The organism is Mycobacterium sp. NPDC049093, assembly GCF_040704635.1.
Classification (GTDB): domain Bacteria; phylum Actinomycetota; class Actinomycetes; order Mycobacteriales; family Mycobacteriaceae; genus Mycobacterium.
Genome location: NZ_JBEZJS010000006.1, coordinates 290,082 through 306,031, shown reverse-complemented (window position 1 = coordinate 306,031; position 15,950 = coordinate 290,082). Strand labels below are relative to the sequence as shown.

Annotated in this window: 16 protein-coding genes and 1 tRNA gene; 6 read left to right on the top strand and 11 right to left on the bottom strand. The window is 66.0% G+C overall.

Features of this window, described 5'->3' with window-relative positions; genetic code table 11:
* Positions 1-122 precede the first annotated feature (122 nt).
* Both AB0876_RS24675 and aceE read right to left on the bottom strand, forming a co-directional pair.
* Positions 123-1,406, bottom strand: a complete 1,284-nt coding sequence (locus tag AB0876_RS24675) for a PucR family transcriptional regulator (protein WP_491840523.1) — start codon at positions 1,404-1,406, stop codon at positions 123-125.
* A gap of 96 nt (positions 1,407-1,502) precedes the next feature.
* A complete protein-coding gene (gene aceE, locus AB0876_RS24670) occupies positions 1,503-4,292 on the bottom strand; it encodes a pyruvate dehydrogenase (acetyl-transferring), homodimeric type (RefSeq protein ID WP_526043150.1) in 2,790 nt (929 codons plus the stop codon).
* Positions 4,293-4,593: 301 nt separating this feature from the next.
* Between aceE and AB0876_RS24665 the strand changes: the two genes are divergently transcribed.
* From AB0876_RS24665 to AB0876_RS24650, 4 genes are all read left to right on the top strand, one after another.
* Complete coding sequence (locus tag AB0876_RS24665) at positions 4,594-5,010, top strand: Rv2240c family protein (RefSeq protein ID WP_491840525.1); 417 nt, start codon at positions 4,594-4,596, stop codon at positions 5,008-5,010.
* Positions 5,011-5,157: 147 nt separating this feature from the next.
* Positions 5,158-5,592 (top strand): DUF3052 domain-containing protein, encoded by a 435-nt coding sequence (locus tag AB0876_RS24660; protein WP_491840526.1) that lies wholly within the window; start codon positions 5,158-5,160, stop codon positions 5,590-5,592.
* The gene (locus tag AB0876_RS24655; protein ID WP_491840527.1) at positions 5,592-6,053 is read left to right on the top strand and encodes a peroxiredoxin; all 462 of its coding nucleotides are present in this window, start codon (positions 5,592-5,594) and stop codon (positions 6,051-6,053) included. Before AB0876_RS24660 ends, AB0876_RS24655 begins: the two co-directional genes overlap by 1 nt.
* A gap of 56 nt (positions 6,054-6,109) precedes the next feature.
* Positions 6,110-6,184: transfer RNA gene (locus tag AB0876_RS24650), tRNA-Val, on the top strand.
* 24 nt (positions 6,185-6,208) lie between these two features.
* On the opposite strand, the gene AB0876_RS24645 is transcribed toward AB0876_RS24650, so the two are convergent.
* On the bottom strand, positions 6,209-6,508 hold the full coding sequence (locus tag AB0876_RS24645; protein WP_491840528.1) for a hypothetical protein: 300 nt from the start codon (positions 6,506-6,508) through the stop codon (positions 6,209-6,211).
* Between the two features lie 249 nt (positions 6,509-6,757).
* Positions 6,758-7,528 (bottom strand): response regulator transcription factor, encoded by a 771-nt coding sequence (locus AB0876_RS24640; protein ID WP_491840529.1) that lies wholly within the window; start codon positions 7,526-7,528, stop codon positions 6,758-6,760.
* 314 nt (positions 7,529-7,842) lie between these two features.
* Here AB0876_RS24640 and AB0876_RS24635 point away from each other — a divergent pair, with 314 nt between their 5' ends.
* Positions 7,843-10,086 carry a SulP family inorganic anion transporter gene (locus AB0876_RS24635; protein ID WP_491840757.1) on the top strand — a complete coding sequence of 748 codons (2,244 nt, stop codon included), beginning with the start codon at positions 7,843-7,845 and terminating at the stop codon, positions 10,084-10,086.
* 31 nt (positions 10,087-10,117) lie between these two features.
* Here the strand turns inward: AB0876_RS24635 and AB0876_RS24630 are convergent, their stop codons facing one another.
* From AB0876_RS24630 to AB0876_RS24615, 4 genes are all read right to left on the bottom strand, one after another.
* Positions 10,118-10,891, bottom strand: a complete 774-nt coding sequence (locus AB0876_RS24630; RefSeq protein WP_491840530.1) for a response regulator transcription factor — start codon at positions 10,889-10,891, stop codon at positions 10,118-10,120.
* Positions 10,892-11,132: 241 nt separating this feature from the next.
* On the bottom strand, positions 11,133-11,636 hold the full coding sequence (locus AB0876_RS24625; RefSeq protein ID WP_491840531.1) for a hypothetical protein: 504 nt from the start codon (positions 11,634-11,636) through the stop codon (positions 11,133-11,135).
* Positions 11,637-11,696: 60 nt separating this feature from the next.
* Positions 11,697-12,089 (bottom strand): VOC family protein, encoded by a 393-nt coding sequence (locus AB0876_RS24620; RefSeq protein ID WP_491840532.1) that lies wholly within the window; start codon positions 12,087-12,089, stop codon positions 11,697-11,699.
* 24 nt (positions 12,090-12,113) lie between these two features.
* Positions 12,114-12,941 (bottom strand): oxygenase MpaB family protein, encoded by an 828-nt coding sequence (locus tag AB0876_RS24615; RefSeq protein ID WP_491840533.1) that lies wholly within the window; start codon positions 12,939-12,941, stop codon positions 12,114-12,116.
* Between the two features lie 36 nt (positions 12,942-12,977).
* On the opposite strand from AB0876_RS24615, the gene AB0876_RS24610 reads away from it, so the two are divergent.
* Positions 12,978-13,952, top strand: a complete 975-nt coding sequence (locus AB0876_RS24610; protein WP_491840534.1) for a cobalamin biosynthesis protein — start codon at positions 12,978-12,980, stop codon at positions 13,950-13,952.
* Here the strand turns inward: AB0876_RS24610 and AB0876_RS24605 are convergent.
* The 3 genes from AB0876_RS24605 to AB0876_RS24595 are packed head-to-tail and all read right to left on the bottom strand — an operon-like array spanning position 13,906 to position 15,906.
* Positions 13,906-14,736, bottom strand: a complete 831-nt coding sequence (locus tag AB0876_RS24605) for an SURF1 family cytochrome oxidase biogenesis protein (protein WP_491840535.1) — start codon at positions 14,734-14,736, stop codon at positions 13,906-13,908. The genes AB0876_RS24610 and AB0876_RS24605 overlap by 47 nt on opposite strands.
* Positions 14,736-15,236 carry a low molecular weight protein-tyrosine-phosphatase gene (locus AB0876_RS24600; protein ID WP_088304475.1) on the bottom strand — a complete coding sequence of 167 codons (501 nt, stop codon included), beginning with the start codon at positions 15,234-15,236 and terminating at the stop codon, positions 14,736-14,738. Before AB0876_RS24600 ends, AB0876_RS24605 begins: the two co-directional genes overlap by 1 nt.
* A complete protein-coding gene (locus AB0876_RS24595) occupies positions 15,229-15,906 on the bottom strand; it encodes an HAD-IA family hydrolase (protein ID WP_088304476.1) in 678 nt (225 codons plus the stop codon). The genes AB0876_RS24600 and AB0876_RS24595 overlap by 8 nt, the downstream gene beginning before the upstream one ends.
* Positions 15,907-15,950: the final 44 nt, after the last annotated feature.

Genomic DNA, 15,950 nt, shown 5'->3' with positions numbered 1-15,950 from the left:
TAAGAGATTATGAACCTTGTCTTATGTTTTTGTAGGTTCCCCACAAAAGTGCATGTTATGCGACGTTCCCTATATCGCAGCGAAATCTGGCACAGGCCTCTCGGGCGGCAGGTGATTCAAGATCAGGCCCGCTGCCTCGGGGAATGAGCCGGGCGAATCGCCGAGATGGCGGCGTTACCACCATATGGCGTGTTCGGCTGGTATGCCTGTTTGCTCAATCTGCCGACGGTCGACGCAACCCGCAGCACGTAGGCGTCCCGTGGAACGACCGGATCGCGGCCGGTGAAGTCGCCGATCCGTTTGAGCCGGTAGCGCACCGTGTTTGGATGAACGAACAATTTGCGTGCACAAGCTTCTATGGCGCCCCCGGAATCCAAGAACGCGTCGAGGGTCTCCGTGAGCGCCGGGCCGGCGTCGGCCAATGGGCGCATGACCTCGGTTTCCAGTGCTGCGATCGCAGTCTCGTCTCCCAGCAGAGCCCGTTCGGGCAGCAGCTCGCGTGCCGGCACCGGCCGGGGTGCGCCGGGCCAGCCGGCCACCGCGTTCATGCCGGAGATCGCCTCGGTCGCGCTGCGGTGTGCGGCCGTCAGTGTCGGGGAGGTCGGCCCGACCACCACCGGACCGTCCGCGAACACCGACAGCAGGTCCACCAGGAAGCGGTCGGTTGCTGACAGCGGGCCCGACACGATCGTCACCAACCAGGTTCCGTGCACGTCGGACAGTGCCGCCCGGTCGTGACGCTTCACGACGTCGTGGATGTCGTCGCGGGCCAGATCCAGCCGGTCCGGACGCGGCAGGCCGACGATCACCGTGGCCGGAGCGGTGGCGTCCCAGTTCAGCGCCGCCGCCTGGGACTGCAGCTCGGGCCCGGTATCCCCGCGCACCACGGCGTCGACGACGTTGGCCTCCATCCGCAGATCCCAGGCCCCGCGGGCCTCGGCCTGGTCGGCGTACGCGCTGGCCGCCGCGAACGCCAGGTCCCGGCTGTAGCGCAGGATGCCTGCGGTCAGCGCGTTGAGCTGCACCTCGGAGCGGGCCAGCAGCGGCACCACCTCTTCGAAGAACTCCATCGAGGTCCGGACCATCTCGACCGATTGGCGTAGGGCGATCCGTCGACGCAGGTCCTGCGGCACCACCTCGAAAGCCTGCGCGGTGTAGCTGACGTCGCTTTCCGGGTCGCGCATCCACTCGACGAAGTTCACGACGGCGGTCTGCACCACCAACTGGACGCTGGCCCGCTGCGACGCGTCGAGATCGGAGAAGAAATCGAGACGCTCGGCCATGGCGTGGACCGCCTCGGTGGCCAGCCGGCCGGAATACTGCTTCAACCGGCGCAGCGTCGACTCGGGCACGCTCTCAAGGACCTCGACGGTCGATTTGGGCGGCACGAACCGCTTGTCAGCCATCCCTAAAAGCTACGCCAATATTCTGGTGGATTCCTCCAAGAGGACCGCGCCGAGGGCTGTCGCTCCCTTAAGAGAGACAGCCCTCGGCGCCCTCGGCTAGGCGCTGCCGGTGTCGACGTAGGACACCGCCGCGGCGAACACGTCGTCGATCTTGTATTGCTTGGCCGCCGCGGTGGGCACCGAAGGATCGATCTCCCCGTCACGGGCCAGCCCTTCCAGTGCTGCCACCACGACCGACTCGGCGTCGGTGTTGAAGAAGCGCCGCGCAGCGGGCCGCGTGTCGGAGAAGCCGAAGCCATCGGTGCCCAGGGTGATGTAGGTACCGGGGACCCACGGCCGGATCTGCTCGGGCACCGCACGCATCCAGTCCGATACCGCCACCACCGGGCCGGCCGCATCGGCCAACGCGCTGGTGACATGCGGGGTGCGGGCGGGCTGATCCGGATGGCGCAGCCGGTGCCGCTCGATCTCCACGCCTTCGCGGTTGAGCTCGCCCCAGCTGGTCACCGACCACACGTCGGCCGCCACATCCCACTCCGCCGCCAGCATGTCCGCGGCGCGCAGCGCCTCGGGCATCGAGACGCCCGACGCCAGGATCTGAGCGGTGTTGCTGCGTGTCTCGGCGGCCCGCCGGTAGCGGTACATGCCGCGCAACAGGGCCTCGGTGTCCAGACCGGCCGGTTCGGCGGGCTGCACGTAGGGCTCGTTGTAGATGGTGATGTAGAAGAACACGTTCTCAGCGTGCTCGCCGTACATCCGCTGCAAGCCGCTCTCGATGATGTGGGCGATCTCGTAGGCGAACGCCGGGTCATAGGTCACCGCGGCCGGATTGGTCGACGCCAGCAGCAGCGAATGACCGTCGGCGTGCTGCAGGCCCTCACCGGTCAGCGTGGTGCGCCCGGCCGTCGCGCCGAGCACGAAGCCCTTGGCCATCTGATCCGCCGCGGCCCACAGGCCGTCGCCGGTGCGCTGGAACCCGAACATCGAATAGAAGATGTAGATCGGGATCATCGGCTCGTTGTGCGTCGAGTAGGAGGTGCCGACGGCCGTGAACGACGCGGTCGAACCGGCCTCGTTGATGCCCTCGTGCAGAATCTGGCCGACTTCGGATTCCTTGTAGGCCAGCATCAGTGCCGAGTCCACCGAGGTGTAGAGCTGCCCGTTGCGGTTGTAGATCTTGAGGCTCGGGAACCACGAGTCCATGCCGAACGTGCGCGCCTCGTCGGGGATGATCGGTACCAGCCGCGGTCCGATGTTCTTGTCCCGCAACAGTTCCTTGAACGTGCGCACCGTCGCCATCGTGGTGGCCACGGACTGGTTGCCGGACCCCTTCTTCAGCGCCTGGTAGGTCTCTGAGCCGGGCAATGGCAGCGGGGTGGTCTTGTTGCGGCGGGCCGGGACGAATCCGCCGAGGCTCCGGCGACGGTCCAGCAGGTACCGGATCTCTGGGGTCTCCGGTCCTGGGTGGTAGTACGGCGGCAGGTACGGGTCCTCTTCGAGCTGGGCGTCGCTGATAGGCACCCGGGTGACGTCGCGGAAGTCCTTGAGGTCTTGCAGCGCAAGCTTTTTCATCTGGTGCGTGGCGTTGCGGCCCTCGAAGTGGCTGCCCAGGGTGTAGCCCTTGATGGTCTTGGCCAGGATGATCGTCGGCTGGCCCTTGTGCTCCATCGCGGCGCGGTAGGCGGAGTACACCTTGCGGTAGTCGTGACCGCCGCGCTTGAGGTTCCAGATCTCCTGATCGGTCATCGGCTCGACCAGGGCCTTGGTACGCGGATCGCGGCCGAAGAAGTGATCGCGCACGTAGGCGCCGTCGTTGGCCTTGTAGGTCTGGTAGTCGCCGTCGGGCGTGGTGTTCATCAGGTTGACCAGCGCGCCGTCGCGGTCGGCGTGCAGCAGCGCGTCCCACTCGCGGCCCCACACCACCTTGATGACGTTCCAGCCCGCGCCGCGGAAGAACGACTCCAGCTCCTGGATGATCTTGCCGTTGCCGCGCACCGGGCCGTCCAGGCGCTGCAGGTTGCAGTTCACCACGAAGGTCAGGTTGTCGAGCGCCTCGTTGGCGGCCACCTGGATCAGGCCGCGGCTCTCCGGCTCGTCCATCTCGCCGTCGCCGAGGAACGCCCACACGTGCTGATCGGAGGTGTCCTTGATGCCGCGGTCGTGCAGGTAGTGGTTGAACCGGGCCTGGTAGATCGCATTCATCGGACCCAGGCCCATCGACACCGTCGGGAATTCCCAGAAGTCCGGCATCAGGCGCGGGTGCGGGTAGGACGGCAGGCCGCCGCCGGGGTGGCTGTGCTCCTGGCGGAAACCATCCAGTTGGTCGGTCGTCAGCCGGCCTTCCAGGAAGGCGCGGGCGTAGATGCCGGGGGAGGCGTGGCCCTGGATGAAGACCTGGTCGCCGCCGCCCGGATGGGATTTGCCGCGGAAGAAGTGGTTGAAACCGACCTCATACAGCGACGCCGACGATGCGTACGTCGAAATATGGCCGCCCACACCGACTCCCGGGCGCTGGGCGCGGTGCACCATGATGGCCGCGTTCCACCGGATCCAGGCGCGATAACGTCGCTCGACGTCCTCGTCGCCGGGGAACCAGGGCTCCAGTTCGGTCGGGATGGTGTTGACGTAATCGGTCGACGTCAGGGCTGGGATGGCGACGCGCTTCTCGCGTGAGCGCTCGAGCAGTCGCAACATCAGGTACCGGGCGCGCGCCGGGCCGGAGCGCTCCAGCAACTCGTCGAACGACTCGAGCCATTCCGCGGTCTCGTCGGTATCGATATCCGGAAGGTAGGACGCAACCCCCTCCCGAATGACCCTCACCCGGTCGGGTTCGGCTGCGGTAGAGGAGTTTTGGGCCAGATCCTGGCGCACGAACTCGGTGGTCAACTTCCGCTCCTTGTTAGGCGGTAACAACTGACAGTGCTTGTGGCACCTTCTATCGTCCACCCATCTTGCCGCCTCCGCGCCGCTGGGGGTGGGGGTGCGTAAGTTACCCATGAGTTGCTTTGTGAACCGGTAACGTCTGCAGATCGTGCCGGTTGATGGGCGATTTGGGGCAAAGGCGAGGATTGCCGCGCGCGCAGTCGGCGGGGCCGCGGTGATCGCCATGGTGGTAGTGGGTTGTACGTCCATTACCGGCGGTACCGCACAGGTCGATTCCTCCGCTGCTCCCGTATACCGGGCATCGGTGAAAGCGTCGATCGAAGAGTCCTCTCTGAGCTCGGTGACCCGCGAATCCGAACGCCAGGCCTCGTTGACCACCCGCGCCGTGCACACCGTGTGCGAGGACCTCAGTACCTCCACGGTCGACGCAATCAATGCGGTCAACGGCTACGTCGAGGCGGTCAACAACGGGGGTGACACCGCCGCCAAGGCCGGCCCCGCGATCGACGGGCTCAACCGCAGCGCCGATCTGGTCGGTTCCGGCCTGTCGGACGCGCTGTCCCCGGATCTGCACGCCGCCCTGACCGAGTGGATCGACTCGGCGAGAGCCCTCGTCAGCGCCATTTCCGGCCACGTCGGCCCGGATGAGTTCAACGCCGTATCGCAGCGATCGAACACCGCACGAGAGAACGCACTCACCAGATGCGACAAGGCTTACTGACAGGTGCGCGGACAAACTCGCCCGCCGGACACCCGCACTGATGCCTCGTCGTGCGACGATAGATCGCAACACGCATCGCGCACGCGAATGAACGAGTGATGGTCAAGTCTTGAGAGAGGCTCGAGAAGAGGTTAAGGAGGACCGACGGTGGTCGCGGCGGGGACGGACTCAAGCCCGAACTACGCCCACATACTGGGCATCCAGAAGGATCAGATAGTCCAGGAACTGGGTTGGGACGAGGATAGCGACGACGACATCCGGGCCGATATCGAAGAAGCGTGCGGATCTGAGCTGGTAGATGAGGATTCGGACGAAGTAGTCGATGTCGTATTGCTCTGGTGGAGGGACGACGACGGGGATCTCGTCGACCGGCTGATGGATGCCATCACCCCACTCGCCGAGGACGGCGTGATCTGGGTGGTGACTCCCAAGACCGGTAGACCCGGGCACGTGCAGCCCGCGGAGATCGCCGAATCGGCGCCGACGGCCGGTCTCATGCAGACCTCGTCGGCCAAGTTGGGGGATTGGACGGCGAGCCGGTTGGTGCAACCCAAGTCGAAGGCTGCCGGAAAGAGGGGATAGTGCTCGCTGTCGGTGCCCCGGCGCCCGATTTCACGCTCCGGGACCAGAACGGCAGGCCTGTCACCCTCAGCGCGTACCGCGGTGCCAAGGACGTGCTGCTGGTGTTCTTTCCGTTGGCGTTCACCGGTGTGTGCGAGGGCGAGCTCGGAGAGATCCGCGACAAGCTGCCGCTGTACGAGAACGATCACACCGCGACGCTGGCTGTCTCGGTCGGCCCGCCCCCGACGCACAAGATCTGGTCCATCGAAAGTGGATTCACGTTCCCGGTGCTCTCGGATTTCTGGCCGCACGGCGAGGTCGCCCAGGCCTACGGCGTCTTCAACGACGAAGCCGGGTATCCGAACCGCGGCACGTTCGTCGTCGACAAGACCGGTAGGGTCCAGTTTGCCGAGATGATGGACCCGGGCCAGGCGCGCGATCAGGCGGTGTGGCGGGAGGCATTGGCGGCCTTACGGGTCTGACTAGTCTTCGCGGGATTTCCGGTCACGCCCCTGCGGCGTGTACCGTGCCTGCGACGGGGCGCGTAGCTCAGTGGTAGAGCTCTGGTTTTACACACCAGCGGTCGGCGGTTCGATACCGTCCGCGCCCACCAAGATCATCATCAGCCCGTCGGGCGTCATCCCTTGCAGTGCAGGTCGACGTAGACCGTGGTGTAGCGCGTTTGGGTGCCCACCTGGCCGGCCGGTCCCCGGATGATCCAGTTGTTCTTGACGTCGTGGCCGTCGCGCACCGCACTGACGGTGCACTGATCCACCGAGTTGTTGCCGACCTTGGCGACGATGACGTTGTAGCCGTCGGCCTTCAACTTGTCGATGGTCTCCTGCGCGGACGGGTTCGACGGTGCGGGGACGGCGGGAGCGGCCGTTATCAGGCCCAAGGCCGCTGCACCTCCGATAATCGCCACAACACCGGTCATTCGGTTATATCTTGGTCCTTTCATGATTGGAAACACCACCTTTCCAGTAGGTGAAATATCCTTCAGTCTAAGTTCGAATAGAGGTGGCATCGACCACCTCATATCGAAATCACATGTTTTCACCGGATGGTTTCCCACGGAGAATTCATATGAATCGAATGTCTAATTCACAGAGGATGCAGTGGAAATGATGGCCAGCGTCATAGAGTGCGCCATCGGCGATCCTAAGGTGAATTGCGTTCTAGAGAATCATTCCCCTGGCCGCAGCATGTATCCGACTCCGCGAACGGTGTGGATCATCGGCGAACGTCCGGTGTCGATCTTCTTCCGCAGATATGAGATGTAGAGGTCGACGATGCTCGACCGGCCGCCATATCCGTAATTCCACACCCGGTCCAGGATCTCGGCGCGGCTGAGCGCCCGGCGGGGGTTGCGCATCAAGTAGCGCAGCAGCTCGAACTCGGTGGCGGACAAGGACACGGGCACCCCGTCGCGCAACACCTCTCGGCTGGCGTCGTCAAGCACCAGATCACCCACCTGTAGCGTCTCGACCTCAGGTGATGCCACGTCACTGGATCTGCCCAGCAGGCCGCGTAACCGCGCCATGAGCTCTTCGAGGCTGAATGGCTTGGTCATGTAGTCATCGGCTCCCGCTGCCAGCCCCGGTGCGCGGTCCATCACCGAATCGCGCGCAGTGAGGAGCAGGGTCGGCGTGTAGCTGGCGGACTCCCGGACGCGTCGCAGAACCTCCAGCCCGTCGACATCGGGCAGCATGACGTCGAGCACCACGACATCCGGGTCGGTCTCATCGAAACTTGTGACAGCTTCCTGGCCGTTGCGAGCGACCTCCATCACCCAGCCCTCGTAGTGCAGGGCCATCTTCACCAGGTTGGCCAGCGCCGGCTCGTCGTCCACCAGCAGAACTCGAATGGGTGAACCGTCGGCACGGCGAATGCGCGGCTGTTGACCGGGGACCGCTCCCCGGGGTCGCTGCACACCTGTCACAGACGCCGATGTCATGATTCCATTTTCCTGACGACGGCAATCGCTGTCACCGAGGTCATATCGACTCCTAATGTGCGCAGCTCGCAATACGTTGAATGACGCATCGAACTGCATTCGAAGCGCAAACATTTGGGTTCGCTATGCGTCGGTCCGCATTGCTTGACGCCACTTTCCGACGATTAATAGCCTGGTAGTGGAGAACGGGTAAGCGATGATCGCCTACCCGCGGGTGAATTCGTTCGTGAATACTGCACAGCTTTCTTTTGGTAACGACGTCGGCAACGAAATGCCGCCTTGCCGACGCCGACCATCGACCGAAGGAGCCTGCCATTGCGCAGCGACTGACGCCGGCCACTCAGCGGCCCGCCGACGAACCAATTGGCCCGTCGGAGCAGTCGCGTCTGCACTCACTACTGCGCTATGACCTGCCGGCGTCGCTCGTCGTCTTCCTCGTCGCGCTGCCGTTGTCGTTGGGTATCGCCGTTGCCTCCGATGCGCCTGTGCTTGCCGGAATCATCGCCGCGATCGTCGGCGGCATCGTGGTGGGCATTCTGGGCGGCTCACCTCTGCAGGTGAGTGGGCCGGCCGCCGGGCTGACGGTGATCGTGGCCGGACTCGTCGCCGAGTTCGGTTGGGCTGTCACCTGTGCGATCACCATCTGCGCGGGTGTGCTCCAGGTCTTGCTGGGGCTCAGCCGGATTGCCCGCGCGGCGCTCGCGATCTCGCCCGTCGTCGTACACGCAATGCTTGCCGGCATCGGAGTCACGATCGCCTTACAGCAGACTCACGTGCTGCTCGGCGGTGACTCCGCAAGCTCCGCCTGGCGCAACGTCACCGGACTACCCGGGCAGGTCCTCGATGCGCACGGGCCCGGTACGTTCCTCGGCCTGCTCGTCATCGGCATCCTCGTCGGATGGCGCTGGATGCCGGCGCGGGTGAAAGTGGTGCCCGGCCCGTTGGTGGCGATCCTCGGGGTGACGGTGCTCTCGCTCGTCGCACCATTCGATGTGTCACGGATCAACATCGACGGCTCGCTCGTAGATGCCCTGCAGCTCCCGAACCTGCCCCATGGAAATTGGGGTGCGTTCGCCACGGGGGTACTGACGGTGGCGCTGATCGCCAGCGTCGAAAGCCTGTTGTCCGCCGTGTCGGTAGACCGCCTCCAAAGCCGCGCTCCGCGCACCAATTTCGACCGCGAGCTGATCGGTCAGGGGGTGGCCAACATTGCGTCGGGTTCCATCGGCGGACTGCCGGTGACCGGCGTGATCGTGCGCAGCTCCACCAACGTTGCCGCCGGCGCCCAGACCCGCGCGTCGGCGATCCTGCACGGCGTGTGGGTGCTGGCGTTCGCGGTGCCGTTCGCGGGTCTGGCCAAGCTGATCCCGACATCGGCGCTGGCCGGTCTACTGATCGTGATCGGCATACAACTGGTCAAATGGGCCCACATCAAGACGGCGTGGCGCACCGGCGACCTTGCGGTCTACCTCGTCACGATCATCGGTGTGGTGTTCCTCAACCTGCTCGAGGGCGTGCTGATCGGTCTGGCACTTGCCATCTCGCTGACCGTGTGGCGGGTGGTCCGGGTCAAGATCACTGCCGATCCGGCCGGCGACGGTGAGTGGCGCGTCGTCATCGACGGTTCGGTGACCTTCCTGTCGCTCCCAAGACTCAACAGTGTGCTGGCGTCGGTGCCGGAGGGGTCGCATGTCACCGTCGAGTTGTCGGTTGACTTCATCGACCATGCTGGCTACGAGACCATCGACTCGTGGCAGCGTCAGCAGGTCGCGTCGGGCGGCAGCGTCGACATCCACGATGTCGGCGCGGTCGAGATGGACAGTGCCGTCGCTGGGCCGCCGATGCGCGGATTCACCCCCATCGACAAGCGCACCGGCGTGGTGCCCTGGAGTTCCTGGCAGCCGCGGCTGCGGCCGTCGGTGCTGCACGGACTGGCGGTCTACCACCGCCGCACCGCGCCCTACATCCGGCCGCACATGCAGGAGTTGCGGCACGAACAGAGTCCCGAGACGCTGTTCATCACCTGCGCCGACTCGCGGATCGTGCCCAACGTGATCACCAGCAGCGGACCCGGCGACCTGTTCACCGTCCGCAACGTAGGTAACTTCATCCCGACCGGGCGGCAGGACGTGTCGGTGGACGCTGCGATCGCATTCGCGGTGAAGGCCCTTGACGTGTCGTCGATCGTGGTGTGCGGACATTCCAGCTGCGGCGCCATGAACGCGGTATTACGCGATGGCTCAGGCCAGTCCACTGGTGACGAAGTGTTGGACACCTGGCTGGAGTATGCACGCCCGACCCTGGCTGCCTTCGACGGTGGTTGCCACCCGATCGCGCGGTCGGCAGCCGCCGAAGGGTTCGACGCAGTGGATCAGCTGAGCATGGTGAACGTGGCGTTGCAGGTGCAGACGCTCACCGAGCATCCACTGTTGCGTGACCATTATCAGCAGGGTCGGCTCGACATTCTCGGGCTGTTCTATGACATCCCCAGCGCGGCGGTACTACGGGTGACGCCGACCGAGGTGAGCGCATTCGAAGTGGGGCCCGCACGGTCATAGTGGCGTCGCCAGACCGTCGTGTCGTGCCTCGTCATTCCTTGGGGCGCAGCATGTATCCGACACCCCGCACGGTGTGGATCATCGGCTCGTGGCCCACGTCAACCTTCTTGCGCAGGTACGAGATGTAGAGGTCGACGATGCCCGATTTGCCGCCGAACCCGTAGTTCCACACCTGATCGAGTATCTCGGCGCGACTCAGCGCCCGTCGCGGATGACGCATCAGATACCGCAACAGTTCGAACTCGGTCACGGTCAGCGTCAACGCCGTACCGTCGCGCGTCACCTCGTGACTGGCTCCGTCCAGCACGATGTCGCCGACTCGCAGCACCTCGTCGACCGGCGGTGCAATATGGCTGGACCGCCGCAGCAAACCCCGCAGCCGAGCAACGAGCTCCTCCAGGCTGAACGGCTTGGTCATGTAGTCGTCCGCGCCGGCGGTCAACCCCGATACCCGATCCACCACCGAATCACGCGCAGTGAGAAACAAGGTCGGGGTGTAGGTCTCGGCCGCCCGCACTTGCTGCAAGATCTGCAACCCGTCGATGTCGGGCAGCATGATGTCCAGCACGACGACGTCGGGTTCGGTATCGGTGAACAAAGCCATTGCGTTGCTGCCGTTGTGGGCGACATCCACGGTCCAGCCCTCGTAACGCAACGCCATCGTGACCAGGTTGGTCAGCGCCGGCTCATCGTCGACCAGCAACACTCGGATCGGTGACCCGTCAGCACGATGCATCCGGGGCAGCTGCCCCAGCATCGCCTGCCGGGGTGTTTGTCCACGTGGAGACACCGACATCGCCGCCATAACACCATTGTCCGGAGGCATAGATAACTGTCACATGGTTCATGCCGAATTCATATGCAAACAATTCACGGGTCGATAACTTCATTTCGAAGTATTTGCGCCCCGTGCGGGTCCCAGCTGTGTGCGGCTGGTCGGCGGGCTCTGCGTCGTCCGCCCAAAGATGTTCGGCCGCAACTCAAACGGAGATGGCCGATTGTGGCCTGGCGGCCACTGCGGTCATGGTCCTTGGTGAATTTCGGTGCTACGACCACACCGCCTTCGCGCGTCTCAGCGCGAGTTGTTGCCCGCGCATGGCGGTATCGCCCCGGCAGGATGGGCTGTCCCGGGAGAACTTCATGTTCACGAATCCCGTGAGATCGGCTCGGATGACGTATTTGAACGGAACCGGGCCCGTCCTGTACTCGGGGCTGCCGGGCCGGCACTGCATGCCGGGGTTGACGCGCTCACCGACCCACGCGCCGTTGTGCCGATCGGCGGCGGGGTCCCAAGCCAGATCCAGCTGCCAGGTGCCCTCCGGCGCGGGTGAGAGCACGTGCAGGCACTGCGGGCCGCACCCCGACAAGGTCCAGTTGTAGGGCTCCGGCGCACGGTCCGCCGAAGTCTCGGTGACGGTGTAGAGGCCCGGCCGAGGCAGCGGCGGAACCGGTGCCTGCGGGGCGGCGACCGGCGGGCCCGATGAGTGGAGGCCGCCGATCGCAAAACCGATTGCCAGGGAAGCGGCAACCGGGGCAATGAGCTCTTTCAAGGTTCCTCCGCGTGGGATCATATCCACGGACTCGGCGATACCCTGCCGTACGACCCGAATTCAAGCTCCGGCGAAGAACTCCAGCGCGATGCCGTCGGGATCGCGGAAACTGAGCCCCGACCCGTACGGTGCGTCGACGATCCCGCCATGGGCGATGCCCAGGCCGTCGAGTCGGTCCACCCAGGCCTGCAGTTCCGCACGTGACGCACAGCCGAAGCCGACGTGGTCCAGGCCCACCCGGAACTCGCTGAAACGTCCATCAGGGGCCGGGGTCTGATGCTGGTGGATGCCGAACAGCGTGCCGCCGTCCAGCAGCCACACCAGGTGATGGAAGCCGGCATCGGTGTCCTCGTCGAGCACCGGATCGGCACCGAACAGGGCTCGATACCACGGCCCGCTGATCGCCAGATCGCGAACCGTGACCGCCACATGAGCAAGAGCGGGGAACGTCATCTTGGCCTCCTGAAACAGACTGAGTCAGACCACTCGCTTGCCGAGCCGGTCGCGGATCCGCATGTCCCACAGGTAGATCTGATAACCCAACAGCCACACCTCGTGCGGGATCACGCGATCGGCGACCCGCAGCCCGGTCAACAGCCACTCGAAACGCCGCTGCTGATCGGCTGTCCAGCGCAACTGCATGCGGCTGCGGAACTCTGCGGGTAGAAACCCGGTGGTGGCGAACAGGTTGAACCGGCCGGCCAGCAGGCGCAGCGGGGCGGGCAGGAACGCCATCGCTGCCACGCCGTGCAGATGCTCGCGTACCGGAGGGTCGATCCGCAGGTCGTGCAGCGACTGCTTCCAGTACGTATCGAAGGCGTCCCGGTCTTCCGGCCACATCTCGTCGCGCACCTGCAAGGTGGTGCCCAGCGCGCGGGCGTCGGCGTAAATCGCGTCGGCCGATTCCTCGTCGAGCGGGCCGTAGAGGAACTCGTGCATGTCGACGTAGTAGCGGTACAGGCAGGCCGCCACCCACAGCTGTAGCCGAGGGTCGAAAGCGTTGTAGGACACCGGGCTTGAGGCCCGCGAGCGGACCAGGGCATGCACCTTGTCGATCTGGGCGCGCAGTAGCGCCCGGTCGGTGTCGGTACCCATGGTGGCCGCGGCCAGATAGGTGCCCGTGGTGCGGGCCCGTTTGAACGGATGCTTGTAGACGTTGCCGCTGTCCACCGGGCTCTCCAGCACCCCGTAGCCGACCCCGGGGGAGGACAGCTGCATGATGACGTTGGCCGCGGGCAGCAGCGCCGCCGCCGGGTTGAGCAGATCGGTGACACGTCGCGGGCGTCGTGGCGGACCCAGCCTCATGACTTCGAGTAGACCACCTTGTGAGACGCTGCCGGGGTGTTTGCGCGTAGAAGCCCGCAGGTCTGGCACCGTCGGGCCGCCGGTATCGCCGTCGGGTTCCTGGCCGACCTGCTGCTCGGCGATCCGCGCCGCGGGCATCCGGTGGCCGGGTTCGGCACTGGCGCAGCACGGTTGGAGAAGCTGACCTATGCCGACAATCGCAGGGCAGGTGCCGTGCACACCGCGCTGCTGCTCGGTGGGCTGGCCGGGCTGGGCTGGGCGGCGGGACGCGGCGACCGCATCTGGGTGACCGCGGCGGCCACCTACGTCGCGCTCGGTGGCACCTCGCTCAACCGGGTGGGTGGGCAGATGTCGACGCTGCTGGGAACGGCCGACCTCGACGGCGCCCGCGCCCTGCTGCCTTCGTTGTGCGGGCGGGATCCGGCCGCACTGGACACCTCGGGTCTGACCCGGGCCACGGTGGAATCGCTGGCCGAGAACACCTCTGACGCCCAGGTGGCGCCGCTGGTGTGGGCGGCGATCGGCGGGGTACCCGGGGTGCTGGTGTACCGGGGCGCCAACACGCTGGACGCGATGATCGGGCACCGCTCACCGCGGTACCTCAACTTCGGTTGGGCCGCAGCCAGATTCGACGATGTGCTGAACTACCTGCCGGCCCGGCTGACCGGGGTTCTGACGGTGCTGTGTGCGCCGGTGGTGGGTGGGTCACCGCGGGCGGCCTTGCGGGCGTGGCGGCGCGACGCGGCCCGCCATCCCAGCCCCAACGCCGGGGTGGCCGAGGCCTCCTTCGCCGGTGCGCTCGGGGTGCGGCTGGGCGGCCCGACGCAGTACGCGCATCAACTGGAAATCCGGCCCACCCTGGGCGACGGCCGCATTCCCGAAGTGGTGGATGTGGCCCGCACGGTGCGACTCTCGCGCGCGGTGCAGGCCTCGGCGGCGGCCGTGTCGGTGCTACTTGTGGTTGTCAGCGCCGCTTGCCGTAGCGATCGGCGATCTTCTCCTCGCCGGTGAGTTCGCGGGGCGGTTCCTTTGCGGCCGCCTGGGCGACGGCCCGTTCGCGCCGGCGCTGCTGAATCTCGGCGTAGACGAAGTAGCCCACGCCGAGCGGGGCGACGATGCCGAATGCGATCCACTGGATGCCGTAGGACAAGAACGGTCCGGCGTCGAGGTGCGGCAGGGACAACTCCCCGAGACCGCCGGGTTGGTTCGCCACCAGCTGCAGATACGACCCCGTCAGCGGCACACCGGTGAGCGCGGCGATCTGCTCGGGGTTGATCGAGTACACCTGCTGTGCGCCGTCGTCGCCGCGGAACGGCTCCTTCCCCGGCAGGCGTGCTTCTGCATCCCGGACCCGGGCGGTCACGGTCACCCGGTCGGTCGGTGCCGGCGCGAACTGGGGCACCTTGTTTCCGTCGATCGGGGTGATGAAGCCACGATTGACCAGCACCACCGGCCCGCCGTCCACGGCGAACGGGGTGAGGACCTCGAAGGCCGGTTCGCCGTCGACCACCCGCAGCCGGACCAGCACCTCCGACTTCGGCAGGTAGTGCCCGGTCGCCGTGACCCGCTGCCACTGGGCATCGGGCGCGACCGAATCCTGGTGTGGCAGAACAGTGGTCACCGGGACCGGATCGGCCTGCAGCGAATGGCTGATCTGGTTGTTCTCACGCGAGGTTTTCGTGTTCTTGCCCAGCTGCCAGGGCGCCAGCACCGTGAAACACAGGTAGGCGAAGGCGGCCACCACGATGAACAACGCCACCCATTGCGGCCGCAGCAGGAAGGTCAGGCGTCGCATCAGACTGCCGTTCCCCGGATTCCCCGGTCGGCCAGCGCCGCGTCGACCCAGGCGTGCAGCCCGGGCAGGGACGACTCGATCACGGTGAACACGTCCTCGAAATCGGCCTTGCCGCCGTAATACGGATCCTCCACGTCGAGGGCGTGCGCTCCCGAGCGCGGGTCGAACGAGCGCAGCATCCGCAAACGGTCGGGAACCACGCCCAGATCGGTCAGGATGCGCAGGTGGTTGCGGCCCAACGCGACCACCATGTCGGCGCCGAGATGGTCATCGCAGACCTGGGCGGCGACGTGCTCGCTGGGATAACCGCGCTCAGACAACACCAGGCAGGCGCGGCTGTCGGCGCCGTCACCGGCGTGCCAACCGCCCGTGCCGCCGCTGCTCACCCGGACCACGTCGGCCAGGCCGCGCTCGCGGATCTGGTGGGCGAACATCTTCTCGGCCATCGGGGACCGGCAGATGTTGCCCGAGCACACGAACGTGACATGCAGCTCAGACACCGAGCACCTCCCGAAGTGCGGTAACGCTGTCCACGTGGGCGTGCGCCGCGACCGCGGTGGGGCCGGTGAAATCGGCGGCGCCGTAACCCCAGCCGACCACCACGGTGTCGATACCGTGCTGGGCCGCACCCTCGACGTCGTGCATCCGGTCACCGACCATCAGGACGCGCTCCGGCAGGGGCTGCAACTGGGCCAGCGCGTAGGCGACCACGTCGGCCTTGGCTGCCCGGACGCCGTCGGGGCTGGCTCCCGCGATCACCTCGAAATAGCCGTCCAGGCCGAAATGCTCCAGGATGCGTCGCGCGGTCGGTTCGGCCTTCGACGTCGCGACTGCCAGCCGCACTCCGGCGGCCCGCAGATCGGCCAGCACCGCCTCGACCCCGTCGAACAGGCTGTTCATCGCCCAGCCGCGGCTCGTGTAATCGGCGCGGTAGGCCGCGATCGCGGCGTCGGCGTCGAAACTCGTCGTACCCAGACTCAACGCCTGCAACGTCTCGTGCATGGGTGGGCCGACGATGCGTCCGACCAGGTCACCCTCCGGAATACCGGCGCCGACATGGGTCAGGGCATGGCGGAAGCTCGACACGATCCCGGCCGCCGAATCGGTCAGGGTGCCGTCGAGATCGAACAGCACCAGCTGCGGTCGGGTGAGTTCCAGCGTGTCAGTCACGTCCCCATTCTCCCGTATGCCGCGGGCAGCCCTCCGACCACTAG

Bases quoted from the DNA above. Each gene is read 5' to 3' on its own strand.
- AB0876_RS24675 (WP_491840523.1), bottom strand. From the start codon at position 1,406: ATGGCTGACAAGCGGTTCGTGCCGCCCAAATCGACCGTCGAGGTCCTT.
- AB0876_RS24645 (WP_491840528.1), bottom strand. From the start codon at position 6,508: ATGACCGGTGTTGTGGCGATTATCGGAGGTGCAGCGGCCTTGGGCCTG.
- AB0876_RS24640 (WP_491840529.1), bottom strand. From the start codon at position 7,528: ATGACATCGGCGTCTGTGACAGGTGTGCAGCGACCCCGGGGAGCGGTC.
- AB0876_RS24630 (WP_491840530.1), bottom strand. From the start codon at position 10,891: ATGGCGGCGATGTCGGTGTCTCCACGTGGACAAACACCCCGGCAGGCG.
- AB0876_RS24620 (WP_491840532.1), bottom strand. From the start codon at position 12,089: ATGACGTTCCCCGCTCTTGCTCATGTGGCGGTCACGGTTCGCGATCTG.
- AB0876_RS24615 (WP_491840533.1), bottom strand. From the start codon at position 12,941: ATGAGGCTGGGTCCGCCACGACGCCCGCGACGTGTCACCGATCTGCTC.
- AB0876_RS24605 (WP_491840535.1), bottom strand. From the start codon at position 14,736: ATGCGACGCCTGACCTTCCTGCTGCGGCCGCAATGGGTGGCGTTGTTC.